Here is a 15,943-nt window from a genome sequence, read left to right as displayed (position 1 = left end):
GTCCCGGTTACAGGTTCTTCTGCCACTCCATCAGGCCGTAGGCCGCGCGGAAGCCCATGGCCTCGTTGATCGAGATCATGTAGTCGTTCGCCGCCGCGTTCCAGGTGGTGATCCGGTTGATGTCCGGGTCCTGGGCGAGGGCGGCGTACAGATTCTCGATCTTGACGATCGTGCCGAGCCGGTGGCCCCGGTGGTCCGGGTCCACGATCGTGATGAACTGCATCGCCTGCCCGTTGTCCGCCTCCGGGTCCAGGCAGATCGTCGTCCAGGCCGCGAGCGCCCCGGTCGCCTCGTGCACCGCGCCCGCGTGGACCGTGCTGCGGCCCCGCGCGGACAGGGCTTCCTCGTGTTCGCGTACGCGGGCCGCGTCGACCTTCTGCGGCTCGACGTCGAGGTCGCCCATGGGAGCGTCCTGGATCAGGCGCCCGTCGAGGTACGCGACGCCGTCGATGAGGTCGTCCGGGGCGATGCCGTTCCAGCGGACGAGGCGGTAGCCGGGGGCCTTCTCCCACGCCTCGGCGAGCATCTTCGCCAGCGCGGGCCGGTCCAGCGTCTCGATCACGAGTTGCCGGGCGACCTCGGGCAGGGCCGCGGCGAACCCGAGCTTCTCCGCGAAGCCGACGCCGGCCAGATCGCCCGGCGGGCAGCCCGGAATCTCGGCGTTCGTCTGCGCGAAGATCTTGGTACGCCCCTCCTCGGCGCGTACGAGGTCCTCGAGGTGGCGGTAGACCTCGGAGCCGATGCCCTGGCGGCGGTGCTCCGGATGGACGGCCACGCCGATCGAGGCGGTCGCGAGGTTCTCCTTGAGCGGGAACTCGGTCATGCCGACGGCCACCGGTACGCCGTTCGCCCGAACCAGATACCGGGTGGACCGCTCGCTCGGCCAGGGGTGCGTGTAGAGGGAGTCGAACGACCGGCGCGTCATGATCGGCGCCAGCGGCAGGTCCACCGCAACGGCCGCCCGGTATACCGCGTACGCCTCGGCGGCGCCCTCGTCGACGGTCACGGGGGTGATGGTCAGGCTCATGCCCACAGCATGGCGGGGCCATCACCCCGGCGCACCCGAATTAGTGGGCGGTGACGGTCTTGCCGGACTTGATGTAGAGACCGGCCGTGAGCAGTACGCCGCCGATGACGAACGCGACGACGACGTTGGCCATCCGGTAGTTCAGGACGTTCATGTCGGTACGCATCGTCAGCAGCCCGAAGGTGCCGGCGGCCATCAGCGCGAGGCCGAAGAACAGGTTCGCGACCTGGTCGACGTTGCGGCCGGCAAGCAGCGACAGCAGGATGAGGACGCCGGTGGCCGCCATGAGCAGCGCGTGCCCGGGGTTCATGCCGAGGCCGAGGACCTCGCCCGGCCCCTTGTCGAAGTAGGGGTTCGACGCGGTCGCTGCGAAGCCCCAGACCCCGAGCGCGAGCGTCACGAGGCCGGCGACGGCGGCGATCGTGCGGTACAGCGACCGGAGCGGGTGGTTGACCGGTGCGTGGCTGAGCATCACGGGCTCCTGCGAGGGGTGGGGAATCGAACGACAGGCAGGCTACAAGACCCCGTTTCAGCCCTCGCTGACGGTCTCCGCGAGCGTGAGCCACTCCTCTTCGAGCGACTCCTTCTCCGCCAGCAGCGTGCGCAGGTCCGCGTCGAGCGAGGCGACCTTCGCGTAGTCGGTCGCGTTGTCGGCCATCTGCTTGTGCAGCTTCGCCTCGCGCTCGGTCAGCTTGCTCAGCGCGCGCTCGACGCGTACCAGGTCCTTCTTGGCCTGGCGCAGGTCGCCCGTTGCGGACGGTCCCTTGGCCGGGGTCGCGGTCGCCTTCGCCGCCTCGGGTTCCGACCGGGTCAGGTACTCGTCGATCCCGCCCGGCAGGTGGGTCAGCTTCGCGTCGCCCAGCATCGCGTACACCATGTCGGTGACGCGCTCGACGAGGTAGCGGTCGTGGGACGCGACGATGAGCGTGCCCGGCCAGCCGTCGAGCAGGTCCTCCAGCGAGGCCAGGGTGTCGGTGTCGAGGTCGTTGGTGGGCTCGTCGAGGATGAGCACGTTCGGCTCGGCCGCCAGCAGCCGCAGCAGTTGCAGGCGCCGCCGTTCACCGCCGGACAGGTCGCGTACGTGCGTCCACACGCGACGGTCGGTGAACCCGAACAGCTCCGCGAGCTGCGTCGCCGACATCTCCTTGTCGCCGACCGTGACCCGCTTGGCGACCTCTTCGACGGCCTCCAGCAGGCGCAGCTCACCCGGCAGCTCGACCAGTTCCTGCGACAGGTACGCGATCTTCACCGTCTGGCCGACCTTGACCTCGCCGGTGTCCGGCTTCAGGGTGCCGATGAGCGCCCGCAGCAGCGTGGTCTTGCCGGCGCCGTTCGGACCGAGCAGGGCGATCCGATCACCCGGCCCGATCCGCCACGTCACGTGGTCGAGGATCAGCTTCGGCCCGGCGTGCAGGGTCACGTCCTCGACGTCGAACACCTGCCGGCCCAGCCGGGCGGTCGCCATGCGGGCCAGGGTCACCGTGTCGCGTACCGGTGGGACGTCGGCGATCAGCGCGTTGGCCGCGTCGATCCGGAACCGCGGCTTGCTGGTCCGCGCGGGCGGTCCGCGCCGCAGCCACGCGATCTCCTTGCGCAGCAGGTTCTGCCGCCGTTCCTCGGTGACCGCCTCCCGCCGGGTCCGTTCCGCCCGCGCGAGGGTCCAGGCCGCGAAACCGCCGTCGTACGCGCGGACGCTCTGATCGGCGACCTCCCAGATCCGGGTGCACACCGCGTCGAGGAACCACCGGTCGTGGGTGACGACCACGAGCGCGGAGGTGAGCTTCGTGTTGATCCAGTCGGCCAGCCAGCCGATGCCGGCGATGTCGAGGTGGTTCGTCGGCTCGTCGAGGATCAGCAGGTCGCAGTGGCGGATCAGCAGCGCCGCCAGCGCGATCCGGCGCCGCTCGCCACCCGACTTCGGCCCGATCTGGTCGTCGAGCCCGATGCCCGGCATGCCCAGCCCGTCCAGCACCGTACGCACACCGGCGTCGCCGGCCCACTCGTGCTCGGCCGCGAAGCCCTCCGGCAGCCAGGCGGTGCCGAGGACGATGTCGCGTACGGTGAAGGTGCCGGGCAGGTCGAGACGCTGGGGCAGGCTGGCGACGCGCAGGTCCCGCCGGTGGGCGACCCGGCCGGAGTCGGGTTCCTCCTGCCGGGACAGCAGTTTCAGCAGCGTGCTCTTGCCGGCCCCGTTGAGGCCGACGACCCCGATCCGGTCGGTGTCCTCCAGGCCGAGCGAGACGTCGGTGAGCAGTGGCCCCGCCGTCCCGTACGCCTTGCTGACCCGGTCGAGATTGATGATGTTCGCCATGATGCCTTTCCGACGATCGCGTCAGACGCTGCGGGCGCCCAGAACAGGGCCGTGCGCGACGCGTACTTCCCGGCAGACCCCGGCCTTCTCGAGTTCGGCCGCCAGCCGGGCGGCGTCCTCGGCGCCGGCGGCGAGGAACACGCAGGTGGGTCCGGAACCGGAGACCAGGCCGGCGAGCGCGCCCGCCACCCGGCCGGCTTCGAGCACCTCGGCCAGCGCCGGGCGCAGGGAGATCGCGGCCGCCTGCAGGTCGTTGCCGAGGGCGGCGGCCAGCACGGCCGGGTCGCGCTGGCGCAGGGCGGCCATCAGCTCGCCGGCGTCGTCGAGCGGCGCCGGGCCGTCCGGGCCCGACCGCAGCCGGTCCAGCTCCCGGTAGACGTCCGGAGTGGACAGACCGCCGTCGGCGATGCCCACCACCCAGTGCCATACGTGCGCCCGGGCGAGCACCGGGCTCACCGCCTCGCCGCGGCCGGTGCCGAGCGCGGTGCCGCCGTGGACCAGGAACGGCACGTCGGAACCGAGGTCCGCGGCGATCCGCGCCAGCTCGTCACGGCCGAGATTGGTGCCCCACAAGGCATCGCAGGCGACCAGGGTCGCGGCCGCGTCGGCGGAGCCGCCCGCCAGACCGCCCGCCAGCGGGATCGACTTGCGCAGGTGCAGCCGGGCGTGCGCGGCGACCTTCGCGGTGTCGGCGAGCGCCCGGGCGGCCCGGATGATCAGGTTGGATTCGTCGAGCGCCAGGTCGCCCGCGCCCTCGCCTTCCATCGTCAACGTCAGCGTATCGCCGCGCCGCGCCGTGACCTCGTCGTACAGCGAGATGGCGTGATAAATCGTCCGCAGCTCGTGGAAGCCGTCCGCGCGCAGCGGCCCCACGCCGAGATGCAGATTGATCTTCGCCGGTACGCGTACCCGCACACTGCTGGGCAACGGCCGGTCCGTGTCGTCGTCGTCCGGCCACCACGCTTCGGTCACCGGGTCACCCTACCGTTCCCGGATTGCGCCGCGATGGCCGCGAACTCCTTCACGGTGAGCGCCTCGCCACGGGCCTGAGGATCCACCCCGGCGGCCCGCAGGAGCAGCTCGGCCGCGGGCGGCGAACCGGCGTACCCGGCCAGGGCGGCGCGCAACGTCTTGCGGCGCTGGGCGAACGCGGCGTCCACGACCGCGAAGACCGCCTCGCGGCGCACATCCGTACGCGGCGGCTCCCGCGACGTGAACGCGACGAGACCGGAGTCCACGTTCGGAACCGGCCAGAACACGTTCGGCGGAACCTTTCCGGCCAGGCGCGCGGACGCGTACCAGGCAAGTTTGACGGAGGGGATCCCGTAGATCTTGGAACCGGGGCCGGCGGTGAGCCGCTCGGCCACCTCCAGCTGGACCATGACGAGGCCGTGGCGCAGCGACGGCAGCTCGGCGAGCAGGTGCAGCACGACCGGGACGGCGACGTTGTAGGGCAGGTTCGCGACGAGCGCCGTGGGGGCCGGGTCGAAGTCCGCGGCGGTGGCCTTCAGCGCGTCCTGGTGATGGACGGTCAGCCGGTCCGCGACCCCCGGTACGCGTTCCGCCGCGGTCTCGGGGAGCGCGGCGGCCAGCGGCGCGTCGATCTCGACGGCGTGCACGTGGGCGGCCGCCTCCAGCAGCCCGAGGGTGAGTGACCCCAGCCCGGGCCCGACCTCCAGGACGACGTCTTCCGAGGTGAGGCCGGCGGCCGTCACGATACGCCGGACCGTGTTCGGATCATGGACGAAGTTCTGGCCGAGCTTCTTGGTCGGGCTCACCCCGAGCCGCGCGGCGAGGGCGCGAATCTCGGCGGGGCCGAGCAGACCGGTCATGGTGCTGCACTCTATGCGGTCGCGGCGGCCCGTCCCCTCAGGCGCCGCCCGCCGCGTCCCGCGTCACCCTCCCCCGTGGCCCCCGCCCCCTTCCGACGATCTTGCGCGAATGCCCCGAAATTCGCGATGAATGCCCGGAAAGCCCGAACATTCGCGCAAGATCGTCGGGGCGGGAAGGCAGGCGGCGGGCGGTCACCAGGGACCGAAGACGCGTTCGCCGGTGGCGGAGATGCCCGCGCAGACCTCGTCGACCTCCTTGCCCGTCGCCGCCGCCAGCTGGCGGATCGTCAGCGGGATCAGGTACGAGCCGTTCGGCGCGCCCCGGTGCGGCATCGGCGTCAGATAGGGCGCGTCGGTCTCCACCAGCATCTGGGTGAGCGGCGTCAGGGCGGCGGCCGCGCGCAGCTGCGGCGCGTTCCCGAAGGTCACCGTCCCCGCGAACGACAGCACATAGCCCCGGCGTACGCATTCCGCTGCGAAGTCGGCGTCGCCGGAGAAGCAGTGCAGGACGACCGTGTCCGGTGCCCCGGCGTCGTCGAGGATCCGGAGCACCTCCGCGTGCGCTTCCCGATCATGGATGACGAGCGCCTTGCCCGTCCGCTTCGCGATCTCGATGTGCCCGCGGAAGCTGTGCTCCTGCGCCTTGCGGCCGTCCTCACCGGTGCGGAACGTGTCCATGCCGGTCTCGCCGACACCGCGTACGCGCTCCTGGTCGGCCAGCGCGTCGATGCGGGCCAGCGCGCCGTCGAGGTCGGTCAGGCGGGGCGCCTCGTTCGGGTGCAGCGCGACGGTGGCGAGCACGGCCGGCTCGGTACGCGCCAGGGCGGCTCCCCATTCCGAGGAGTCGAGGTCGACGCCGACCTGGACGAGCCGGTCGACACCGACCGCCCGGGCCGCCTCGATCTGCTGGGCGACCGGCCAGCCGGCCCCGCTGGAGCCGACGATGTCGAGGTGCACGTGGCTGTCGAGGACGGGCACGGCGAGCGGTTCGGGCGCGGGCGGTGCCGGGCGCTCACGCCGAAGCGCTGCCCGGGAACTGCGGTTGGTCACCGCCCGATCCTAGATTCGGTGAGGTCCGCGCTCAGATCCGGTAAGGGATGTCCACGTCCTGAATGTCGGTCACCTCGGCGACCGGCGCCCAGGCCTCGTAGACCCCGCGTTCGTGGCACTGCGCCCCGAGCGTCGCCACGCCGACCGCGTCCGGGCGGCACAGGCGCAGGCGTACCCATTCGCCCTCGACGGTCACGCCGGTGCAGAGGACGCCGCGCCAGCGCGCGTACCGGGTGCGGCGGTTCAGGGACTCGACGGAGTACCGGGCGGCCCGGGTCATCGCGAGCACCCGGAAGGTGTCCGGCGGGTCGGCGACGGCGTCGTGCTCCAGCCCCTGGTAGTTGCCGACCAGCCGGCTGAAGCCGCGTTCCGGCTGCACCGGCAGGTAATCCTGGTCCGGCGCGACGCCGTTGAGCGGGGTGAGCAGGTGCCGCCACTGCGGGCCGGCCAGCCGCAGCCAGCCCCGCTGTTCGGGCTGGTACGTGTAGAGGATCGCCTCGGTCCCCTCCGGCGTGTACGCCACGAGCTGGGCGTTGGCCGGCAGCGGCAGATCAGCGAAGTCGCTGGTGATGAATTCGGGGATCAGCTCGGAATTGCTGGGCGCGAAACCCGTGCCGAGCACCGGCGGACCGATCCGCTCGTGCGCCGGGATCGCGAGCAGTCCACTGGTGACATCCGGGTAGCCGTAGTCGACCCCGTCGACCGCCCGCCACCGCAGCATGTACGCCGCCGGCGCGGTCGCGTCCCCGCCGAGCACCGACCAGTCCCCCGGCGTACGCAGGTGGGCCGTGTCGAACTCGCGATAGCAGAAGCCGTACGCCATCGCGCCCCGCAACGTCGCGTTGACGGCCCGGGCGGGCAACGGCTTGACCATGCGCGTACCTCGTCGTACGGCAGCCGAACTGCGGACCTGGGCGATCAGCTCGCCGTCGGTCCCCCGCGGGGGGACCTGGCTCAGCCGCTGGATCTGTTCCCAACTCGTCGTCCGGGTCAGCGGAACGAGAAGAGGACCGTCCAGTTCGCCACTCGCCGTCACGGTTTGATCGACGATCGTCACGAGGCGTGACGTTACGGGGCCAAGGTGAACAGGACCTGACAGTCGAACCAACGAGGCGGCCGGGATTTCCCCCGACCGCCTCGGTCCGACTCACCACAATTGCGGACGTCAGCCGCCCAAACGGGCGAGCTCTTCCTCCACGATGGACGGATCCAGCTTCTTGAACACCGGCGTCGGCGGCTGCAGCGGCGTACCGGGCGTGATGGCCGTCGACTCCCACGCACCGCCGCTGTAGTCACCGGTCAGGATCGGGTAGCCGGGGCCGCCGTCGAGGTCCTCGACCTCCACGATCCGCGGCATCGGCGCGAGCACCCCGGCGCCGCCGAGCAGCTCGTAGATCTTCTGCGCCGAGTGCGGCAGGAACGGCGACAGCAGCGTGTTGCAGTCGTTGATCACCTGGAGCGCGGTGTGCAGGATCGTGCCGAGCCGCTCCCGCTGGTCCTCGCCCTTCAGCGTCCACGGCGCCTGGTCGGACAGGTACCGGTTGGCCTCGGCCACGACCCGCATCGCCTCGTTGATCGCGAGCTTCTGCCGGTGCTGCTCCAGCAGCCCGCCGACGGTCGCGAAGCCCGCCTTCGCGGTGGCCAGGAGCTCCTCGTCGGCCGGCAGCAGCGGTCCCGGCGCGGGGATCGCGCCGAAGTTCTTGGCCGCCATGGCGATCGAGCGGTTGACCAGGTTGCCCCAGCCGGCGACCAGCTCGTCGTTGTTGCGGCGCAGGAACTCCGCCCAGGTGAAGTCGGTGTCGGTCGTCTCCGGACCGGCCACCGCGATGAAGTACCGCAGCGCGTCGGCTTCGTAGCGGGACAGGAAGTCCCGGACGTAGATGACGACCCGGCGGGACGAGGAGAACTTGCGTCCCTCCATCGTCAGGTACTCGCTGGAGACGACCTCGGTCGGCAGCCCCAGCTCACCGAGCGCGCCCGGCTTGCCGCCCTTGTCGCCCTTGCCGTCGTAACCGAGCAGGATGCTGGGCCAGATCAGCGAGTGGAAGACGATGTTGTCCTTGCCCATGAAGTAGTAGCCGCGGGCGGCGTCGTTCTGCCACCACTCGCGCCACGCCTCCGGGTTGTCCGTACGCCGCGCCCACTCGATCGACGCCGACAGGTACCCGATGACGGCGTCGAACCACACGTAGAAGCGCTTGGTGTCCCAGCCGTCGCGCGGGATCGGCACGCCCCAGTCGAGGTCGCGCGTGATCGCCCGCGGGCGCAGGTCGTCGACCAGGTTGCGGGAGAACCGCAGCACGTTCGGCCGCCAGCCCTCGCGGCTGTCCAGCCACTCGCCCAGCGCCTCGGCGAACGCGCCGAGGTCGAGGAAGAGGTGCTCGGTCTCGCGGAACTCCGGCGTCTCGCCGTTGATCTTCGAATGCGGGTTGATCAGGTCGATCGGGTCCAGCTGGTTGCCGCAGTTGTCACACTGGTCGCCGCGGGCGCTCGTGTAGCCGCAGATCGGGCAGGTGCCCTCGATGTACCGGTCGGGCAGCGTACGCCCGGTGGACGGGGAGATGGCGCCCATCTGGACCTGGGAGACGATGTAGCCGTTCGCCTGGAGGCCCTCGAAGATCTCCTGGACGACCGCGTAGTGGTTGCGGGTGGTGGTCCGGGTGAACAGGTCGTAGCTCAGGCCCAGCGCGGCCAGGTCCTCGACGATGATCCGGTTGTACTTGTCGGCGGCCTCCCGCGCGGTCAGCCCCTCACCGTCCGCCTGGACCAGGATCGGCGTGCCGTGCTCATCGGTGCCGCTGACCATGAGCACGTCGTGACCGGCCATGCGCATGTACCGGCTGAAGATGTCGGAGGGCACCCCGAATCCGGACACATGACCGATGTGGCGCGGGCCGTTGGCGTAGGGCCAGGCGACCGCGGCGAGAACGTGGCTCATGGGCATAGAGCCTAATGAGGCTCGCTCCGGCCCTGCGAACGGGATATCACTCCGCGCGACACGCGAGCCAATGTCCAGCTAGTACCTATTTTGCGCGGAAGATTACCTTGTGACCGGATCAATGGAGAGCAGCCCGTGGGCCTCACCTGACAGCCGGGGTGGGATCGCTCCCGAGCCGGCGCCTCCGGCCGGCCGGCCCGAGGGCCAGGAGGAGATCGAAAGCCGCGTACCGGCGCAGACCGTCGTCACCGTGCCGACACCGGCCGCCCTCGCCGGCGAGCCGGACACCGAGCAGAGCCTGGCGCAGTGGCCCACCCGCGAGATGATGGCCGGCCGCACCGTCCGGGCCCACCGCGAACCCGCCCGCCCGAAAGCCGAGCCGGCCCGCCGGGCGGCCTCCGTGTTCGGGCTGACCAGCCTGGTCCTGTTCACCCTGCTCGCCGCCTTCTTCGCCTGGGTCAGCGCCGGGCCGCTGTGGCTCGCCGTCGGGCACGGCGAACACGGGTCGGCCGCCGTCACCGAATGCGTCGGCGCCGGGGTCAGCCGCCGCTGCGTGGGCGACTTCACCGCCGCCGACGGCACCGTGACCGAGCGGGTCGCGCTGTACGGCGTACCGACGGGGGCGGCGGACACCTCCCTGCCCGCCCGGATGGCCGGCAGCCACGGGGACACGGCGTACGTCGGCGAGGCCCTGCGCGGCCTGCACCTGCGCTGGGCCGTCGGCGTCGGCCTCTGCCTGCTCTGCGGGGCCGGCATCGCGCTCACCTCGGGCGCCGTACGCTTCACCGACCGCCGGGCCCGCCGCGCCGCCGTCGCCGTCAGCCTCGCCGCGCCGCTGCTGCTCCTCGTCGGGTTCCTCGCCGCCGCCTACTGAGCCGCCGCGTCCTGCTTCTTCGCGGTCGCCGCGGCATAGACCTCTTTCCGGGGTACGCCCAACTCCGCGGCCACGGCGTCGATGGCGTCCCGCCGGGTGCCCCCGCCGGCCAGCCGCTCGTCGACGAGTTCCCTGAGTTCGGCGTCGCTCGGCCGGGCCGCCGGCGCGGCGGGAGCCCCGGCCACGACCAGCGTGATCTCGCCCTTGTACGCGTCGGCCCCGGCCGCCAGTTGCGAGAGGCTGCCCCGGCGTACTTCTTCATAGGTCTTGGTGAGCTCACGGCAGAGCGCGGCGGCGCGATCCGGACCGAACGCGCCGGCCAGATCGCGCAGGGTGGCCTCGATGCGGTGGGTGGACTCGAAGAAGACGAGCGTGCGGGATTCGGCGGCGAGTTCGGCCAGGCGCGCGCGGCGGGCCGACCCGGTACGCGGCAGGAAGCCCTCGAAGCAGAAGCGGTCGCAGGGCAGCCCGGACAGCGCGAGGGCGGTCGTGACCGCGCTGGGCCCGGGCGCGCACGACACCGGTACGCCGGCCGCCAGAGCCGCGGTGACCAGGCGGTACCCGGGATCGCTGACGCTCGGCATGCCGCCGTCGGTGATCAATGCCACGGTCGTGCCGGTACGCAGCAGCTCGACCAGTTCCGGGGTGCGCTTCTCCTCGTTGCCCTCGAAGTAGGAGACGAGCCGCCCGGGCATCTCGATGCCGAGATCCCGCGCGAGCCGCACGGCGCGGCGGGTGTCCTCGGCCGCGATCACCTCCGCGGTCGTGAGAGTTTCCGCCAACCGGGCCGAGGCGTCGGCGGGGTTTCCCAAGGGCGCGCCGCAGAGGATCAACATACTGTCATTATCCGGGCGTCCCTTCCCATGAACATTGAGCGCTACTATGCGCGAATGACGATTGCCCCCGAGGCGCGTACGGGAACTCCCGAGACCGCGGAACCCGCGCTGCCGGCCGTGGTACGCCGCCGCCTGGACCCCGTCGACCGGCGGCTGGACCCCTATGCCTGGCTCGCCATGGGCGTGGTGGGGCTGATCGCCGCGCTCCTGAGGTTCGTCAACCTGGGCTCGCCCAAGGGCAAGATCTTCGATGAGATCTACTACGCGACCGACGCGCACAACCTCTGGCGCCTCGGTTACGAATGGGACGAGAAGAACAACTCGCCCGGTTACGTCGTGCACCCGCCGCTGGGCAAGTGGCTGATCGGCATCGGCGAGCAGATCTTCGGCTACAACGAGGTGGGCTGGCGGTTCTCGGCCGCCGTGATCGGCACCGCCAGCGTCGTGATGCTGATGCTGATCGCCAAGCACCTGTTCGGCTCGACCGCGCTGGCCTGCGCCGCCGGCCTGCTGATGACCTTCGACGGGGCCGAGTTCGTGCTGTCGCGCGCCGCCCTGCTCGACATCTTCCTCATGTTCTTCATCCTGGCCGCGTTCGGCTGCCTGGTGCTCGACCGCACCGCCCGGCGCCGCCGCTGGATGCGCTTCATCGCCGAGGGCGGCGACCCGGCCGGTCGCGGCCGCGCGTCCCGGCCCCGGTTCGCCGTGCCGTGGTGGCGCCTCGCGGCCGCCGTCATGATGGCCTGCGCGCTCAGCGTCAAGTGGAGCGCCCTGGCGTTCCTGCCGGTCATGGCCCTGCTGGTGATCTGGTGGGAGGTCGGCGCCCGGCGCTCGGCCGGCGTACGGCACCCGATCGCGGACGCGCTGCTCGACGAGTCCGGCTGGTTCCTGGTCTGCATCGCGATCATCGTCCCGCTCTACATCGCCTCCTGGTCGGGCTGGCTGCTCACCGACGGCGGCTTCGACCGGCACGGCCCGGCCGGCGAGGGCCTGCCCTGGGGCATCAGCGCGCTGGCCAACCTGTGGGACTACCACTCGCAGGCGTACCACTTCCACGTCGGCCTGCACGATCCGCACACGTACCAGTCGTGGCCGTGGCAGTGGCTCCTGCTGGCCCGCCCGGTCGCCTTCTACTGGTCGACCAACGACCCGTGCGGCAGCGGCAGCTGCGCCGCCGAGGTCGTGCTCAACGGCACCCCGCTGCTGTGGTGGGCGTTCATCCCGGCACTGGCCGCGCTCATCTGGTTCGGCATCGCCCGCCGCGACTGGCGGGCCGGCGCCCTGCTCGCCTTCATCGCGGCGGCCTGGCTGCCCTGGTTCCCCTACGAGCTCGACCACCGCACGATGTTCTTCTTCTACGCGCTGCCGATGGAGCCCTTCCTGATCCTCGGCATCGTCTACATCATGGGCGTGATCATGGCCCCGGTCGGCGACCCCGTCCGCGACGAGAAGCGCCGCATGAGCGGAGCGGTGGTGGCCGGCGTGTTCATCATGCTGGTGGCGCTGAACTTCGCGTACTTCTATCCGATCTTCACCGGCCAGTCGATCCCGTACGAGGCCTGGATGCACCGGATGTGGCTCGGCAACCGCTGGATCTGACGCTCAGGCGCCCGTTCCCGCGAGCATGCCCTGCACGGCCGCGACCACGTACGCCGGCCGCTGCACCACGTCCGCCCAGGTGAACCGGAGCACGTTCCAGCCGGCCGCCGCGAGCCGGTTCTGCCGCTCGCGGTCGCGCTGGAACGCGCCCGGCGAGCCGTGCCGGGCGTGGCTGTCCACCTCGACGATGAGCCGGGCGCCGGGGAAGGCGAAGCCGGCGGGCCCGATGAGGCCCGCCTGATCGAAGATCGGTTCCTGACCGGTCCAGCCGTCGATCCCGGCCGCCGACAGCAGCCGGGCCAGCAGCCGCTCGGCCGCCGTACGCCCGCCCCGGCCGGCCGAGCGCATCAGCCGGGCGAGCCGTGGCGCGTCCCGGCGGCCGGCGTGCGCGTGCACCCGCTCCCCCACCTCGTCGACCGTGGTCAGGCCGGCCCGCACGGCCTCGTCGAGCAGGGCCAGCGCCTGATGCTCGGGCAGTACGCGCAGGCAGTCGAAGACCGTCCGGACCGCGATGGTGACCGGGCAGCCCTCATGCCGGGTGAGGTCGCCGGGGCCGACCTGGTCGCGCAGGTGCACGACCCCGGGCGGGGCGGGCCGCGCGACGTCGCCGACGGCCACGAACACCCGCCGGTCGGCGCTGCTCAACCCGTGCCGGCGGGCCGCCGAGGGGCCGGCCAGGACGGCACCGGGCAGGTCGAGCAGGATCGCCCGCTCGCGTACGCGTTCGGTGACGGGCAGCCCGGCCACCGCCAGCGCGGCCCCGGCCACCACCAACCATTCGCCGGCCTGAATCCGGCGCCGGATCTGGTACGCCGAGAAGCCCAGGTCGCGCGCCTGACCCCGGGTGAAAAGGCCCTGCTGACGCGACGCGAGCCGGCGCAGCGCGACGGCATCCACGAGCGCCAAGCATGCCCGGTGCGCGTACGCCCCGCTCGTCCATCCACATCAACCAAGCGGACAAAACGGGCATGATCACGGGTTGACCCCCGCTACGCGCATTTTCCTCGGCGTGTCGCCCCTAAATCCCTGATCAATAGGGCGAAGCGTCGGTCCCACCCCCTATCGTCCCGGGGCATGACGCAGACGCAGGAGTTCCTCCGCGAAGTCACCGGACCCGACCGCACCTGTCAGGTCTCCTCCACCCTCACTCCCGACGGCCGCTGGGACTTCAGCGTCGTCACCTGCGACAACGACGGCCAGATCATGACCGACCTGCACGGCCTGATCGCTCCGGACGACCTCGACCTCATCCTCAGCGCCCTGCCCGGTGAACTGATCACGATGAGCCTGTGGGCCGGCCAGCCGGTGACCATGCCCGGTGCCGCGAGCCTCGCCGAACGCCGCAAGAAGCACCCCAAGCTCTTCACGAAGTGGACGGAGGCGGACGAGGACCGGCTCGCCGCGCGGTTCCGGGGCGGGGCGTCCTATGCCGAGCTGGCGGCGGAGTTCGGCCGCAACGTCGCCGGGATCAAGGCCCGCCTCGTCAAGCTCGGCGAGCTCACGCCCGAGCAGGGCGGCTGGGTGGCGCGCTGGCCCAACCCGCGGCCGCGTGACGCCGGGGCGTCCGGCGAGGCGGACCCCGCCGAGCCCGCCGAACCGGCCGGGCGATGAGCTGCCGGGCGGTCCCAGAGCCGCACCGCGGGCGACCGGGCCGGCCGGTCGCGTACCGCAAGCCGACCACGACGATCGGCGGTCGCCTGCCGGCGCCGGAGATCACCGCCGCCCTGGTCCGAGGGCTGCTCGCGGGCCTGTTCCTGCGGGCCGTTCCGGCCGGGCCACGGTGGGGTGTGATCGCCTGCGTCCGCTGCCGGGCCGACCGCGCCGTCTGGGCCGCCCCGAGCGACCCGGCCGGCCACGCCCGGCAGGTCGACCGGTTCATCCAGCAACACGATCACACCCAGGAGCCGTGATGCGGACACTCGCCTTCGTTCTCGTCCTCGACCGGCCGCCCACGGGCGACGACCTCACCCGCCTGTTCACCCACGGCTGCGACGACGCGGCCTTCGGCACCGACGGCGGCCTGGCCGTCGCCGAGTTCGACCGGCACGCCGAGACGATGGCCGCCGCCATCGTCTCGGCCACCCGGGCCCTCGAATCGGCCGGCCTGCACCCGCTGCGGGTCACCGACACCGTCCGTCTCACCCTCGCCGGAGTCGCCGACCGTGCCGGAGTCCGGCCAGAGATGCTGCTACGGCACCTGTCCAGCGGCGACTTCCCGGCACCGGCCGATCCGGGCCGGTCCGGGCCGGTCTTCTACGACTGGCGTACGGTCGCGCCCTGGCTGCGCGACCGCCTCGGGCTCGACGTCGCCGACACCGATCCGTCCCTGCTGCTGGCGAGCCTGCTGCTGCAGGCCCGCCGGCTCCGGCCGCACGTGCCCGACGCCGCCACCCTCGACCAGTTGCTGACCTCCTAGGCCGCCTTCTTCCGCGGTGCCTTCTTCGCCGGGGCGGCCTTCTTCGAGGCCGCCTTGGCGGTGGCTCCGGCCGTCTTCCCGGCCGCCGACCTCGTCGCCGCGGCCTTCTTCACGGCAGCTTTCTTCACAGCGGCCTTCTTCACGGGTGCGGCCTTCGCGGGAGCCTTCCTCGCCGGCGCCTTCTTTGCCGCGGCCTTCTTCGCCGCCGGCGCCGCCTTCTTCCCGGCCGTCGCCTTCGCCGGCGCCCGGCGGCCCGGCGCCTCGCCCGCCGACGTCCGCACGGTCCGGCCCTGGGCCTGCTCCACCGAGGCGGTCAGCACGGCGAGCAGGTCGGCGGCCTTCGTCGGCCGCTCCGGCGCCGCCCTCGCCACCTCACCGCCGTGCAACTTCGCCTCGACCAACTCCAGCAGCGCCGCCCGGTAGTCGTCGGTCTGCTCGTCCGGCTGGAAGTCCCCGGCCATCGTCTCGACCAGCGAGGCGGCCATCTTCCGCTCCTGCGGACGCAGGGTCGCGCCCTTGCCCAGAAGGTCGAAGTCCGGCTCGCGTACCTCGTCCGGCCACAGCATCATGCTCACGACCAGCACGTCATCGCGTACGCGCAACGCCGCCAGATGCTCGCGCTGCCGAAGGGCGATCTTGACGATGCCGACCCGGTCGGAATCCCGCAACGACTCCCGCAGCAGCAGGTACGGCTTCACCGCTGCGGCACCGTCCGGCGCGAGGTAGTAGGCCTTCGCGAACAGGACCGGGTCGACCTGCTCGGCGGGGACGAACTCCAGCACGGTGATCGTCTTCGCGGTCGCCACCGGCACCTCGGCCAGATCCTCGTCGGTGAGCACCACCACCGCACCGTCGTCGGCCTCGATACCCTTGGCGACCTCGGCGTACGGGACCTCCTCGCCGTCCACCGAGCAGACCCGGCGCATCGAGATCCGGCCCCCGTCGGCGGCGTGCACCTGATGGAAGCGGATGTCCTTCTCCTCCGTGGCGGAGTAGAGCTTCACCGCGATCCCGACCAGGCCGAGCGAGACCGAGCCCTTCCAGATGGCGCGCATCGGCA

Annotated in this window: 16 protein-coding genes; 5 read left to right on the top strand and 11 right to left on the bottom strand. The window is 71.8% G+C overall.

From position 1 onward, the window contains the following. Positions 1 to 7 precede the first annotated feature (7 nt). From G401_RS0111110 to metG, 8 genes are all read right to left on the bottom strand, one after another. Entirely contained in the window at positions 8 to 1,027 is a 1,020-nt protein-coding gene (locus tag G401_RS0111110) for a GNAT family N-acetyltransferase (RefSeq protein ID WP_027342577.1), read from the bottom strand. 40 nt (positions 1,028 to 1,067) lie between these two features. Further along, complete coding sequence (locus G401_RS0111105; RefSeq protein ID WP_034591249.1) at positions 1,068 to 1,499, bottom strand: DUF4383 domain-containing protein; 432 nt, start codon at positions 1,497 to 1,499, stop codon at positions 1,068 to 1,070. Positions 1,500 to 1,556: 57 nt separating this feature from the next. Then, positions 1,557 to 3,338: an ABC-F family ATP-binding cassette domain-containing protein gene (locus tag G401_RS0111100; protein ID WP_027342575.1), complete on the bottom strand. Its 1,782-nt coding sequence runs from the start codon at positions 3,336 to 3,338 to the stop codon at positions 1,557 to 1,559. Between the two features lie 21 nt (positions 3,339 to 3,359). Further along, the gene (locus tag G401_RS0111095) at positions 3,360 to 4,310 is read right to left on the bottom strand and encodes a 4-(cytidine 5'-diphospho)-2-C-methyl-D-erythritol kinase (RefSeq protein WP_027342574.1); all 951 of its coding nucleotides are present in this window, start codon (positions 4,308 to 4,310) and stop codon (positions 3,360 to 3,362) included. Then, a complete protein-coding gene (gene rsmA, locus G401_RS0111090) occupies positions 4,307 to 5,170 on the bottom strand; it encodes a 16S rRNA (adenine(1518)-N(6)/adenine(1519)-N(6))-dimethyltransferase RsmA (RefSeq protein ID WP_027342573.1) in 864 nt (287 codons plus the stop codon). Before rsmA ends, G401_RS0111095 begins: the two co-directional genes overlap by 4 nt. A gap of 192 nt (positions 5,171 to 5,362) precedes the next feature. Then, the gene (locus G401_RS0111085; protein WP_027342572.1) at positions 5,363 to 6,220 is read right to left on the bottom strand and encodes a TatD family hydrolase; all 858 of its coding nucleotides are present in this window, start codon (positions 6,218 to 6,220) and stop codon (positions 5,363 to 5,365) included. A gap of 31 nt (positions 6,221 to 6,251) precedes the next feature. Next, a complete protein-coding gene (locus G401_RS0111080) occupies positions 6,252 to 7,277 on the bottom strand; it encodes a hypothetical protein (RefSeq protein WP_245601685.1) in 1,026 nt (341 codons plus the stop codon). Positions 7,278 to 7,385: 108 nt separating this feature from the next. Continuing rightward, positions 7,386 to 9,158, bottom strand: a complete 1,773-nt coding sequence (metG, locus tag G401_RS0111075) for a methionine--tRNA ligase (protein ID WP_027342570.1) — start codon at positions 9,156 to 9,158, stop codon at positions 7,386 to 7,388. A gap of 109 nt (positions 9,159 to 9,267) precedes the next feature. Here metG and G401_RS44850 point away from each other — a divergent pair, with 109 nt between their 5' ends. Continuing rightward, positions 9,268 to 10,032 (top strand): hypothetical protein, encoded by a 765-nt coding sequence (locus G401_RS44850; RefSeq protein WP_157545590.1) that lies wholly within the window; start codon positions 9,268 to 9,270, stop codon positions 10,030 to 10,032. On the opposite strand, the gene rsmI is transcribed toward G401_RS44850, so the two are convergent. After that, entirely contained in the window at positions 10,026 to 10,868 is an 843-nt protein-coding gene (rsmI, locus tag G401_RS44845; RefSeq protein ID WP_051366478.1) for a 16S rRNA (cytidine(1402)-2'-O)-methyltransferase, read from the bottom strand. The two genes, G401_RS44850 and rsmI, sit on opposite strands and share 7 nt — an antisense overlap. A 54-nt stretch (positions 10,869 to 10,922) precedes the next feature. On the opposite strand from rsmI, the gene G401_RS0111060 reads away from it, so the two are divergent. Then, positions 10,923 to 12,467, top strand: coding sequence for a dolichyl-phosphate-mannose--protein mannosyltransferase (locus G401_RS0111060; protein ID WP_027342569.1), 1,545 nt, complete (start codon positions 10,923 to 10,925; stop codon positions 12,465 to 12,467). 3 nt (positions 12,468 to 12,470) lie between these two features. On the opposite strand, the gene G401_RS0111055 is transcribed toward G401_RS0111060, so the two are convergent. Continuing rightward, positions 12,471 to 13,364, bottom strand: coding sequence for a type IV toxin-antitoxin system AbiEi family antitoxin domain-containing protein (locus tag G401_RS0111055; RefSeq protein WP_027342568.1), 894 nt, complete (start codon positions 13,362 to 13,364; stop codon positions 12,471 to 12,473). A 177-nt stretch (positions 13,365 to 13,541) separates the two neighbouring features. Here G401_RS0111055 and G401_RS44840 point away from each other — a divergent pair, with 177 nt between their 5' ends. The 3 genes from G401_RS44840 to G401_RS0111040 are packed head-to-tail and all read left to right on the top strand — an operon-like array spanning position 13,542 to position 14,883. Then, positions 13,542 to 14,078: a hypothetical protein gene (locus G401_RS44840; protein ID WP_051366477.1), complete on the top strand. Its 537-nt coding sequence runs from the start codon at positions 13,542 to 13,544 to the stop codon at positions 14,076 to 14,078. Next, complete coding sequence (locus G401_RS44835; protein ID WP_034591247.1) at positions 14,075 to 14,377, top strand: hypothetical protein; 303 nt, start codon at positions 14,075 to 14,077, stop codon at positions 14,375 to 14,377. The genes G401_RS44840 and G401_RS44835 overlap by 4 nt, the downstream gene beginning before the upstream one ends. Next, the gene (locus G401_RS0111040) at positions 14,377 to 14,883 is read left to right on the top strand and encodes a hypothetical protein (protein WP_027342567.1); all 507 of its coding nucleotides are present in this window, start codon (positions 14,377 to 14,379) and stop codon (positions 14,881 to 14,883) included. Before G401_RS44835 ends, G401_RS0111040 begins: the two co-directional genes overlap by 1 nt. Here the strand turns inward: G401_RS0111040 and ku are convergent. Further along, a complete protein-coding gene (gene ku, locus G401_RS0111035) occupies positions 14,880 to 15,938 on the bottom strand; it encodes a non-homologous end joining protein Ku (protein WP_027342566.1) in 1,059 nt (352 codons plus the stop codon). The two genes, G401_RS0111040 and ku, sit on opposite strands and share 4 nt — an antisense overlap. Between the last annotated feature and the right edge of the window lie 5 nt (positions 15,939 to 15,943).

Source organism: Hamadaea tsunoensis DSM 44101, assembly GCF_000428945.1.
Classification (GTDB): domain Bacteria; phylum Actinomycetota; class Actinomycetes; order Mycobacteriales; family Micromonosporaceae; genus Hamadaea; species Hamadaea tsunoensis.
The sequence above is the reverse complement of the archived record's forward strand: the minus strand, read 5'-3'. Positions and strand labels throughout refer to the sequence as shown.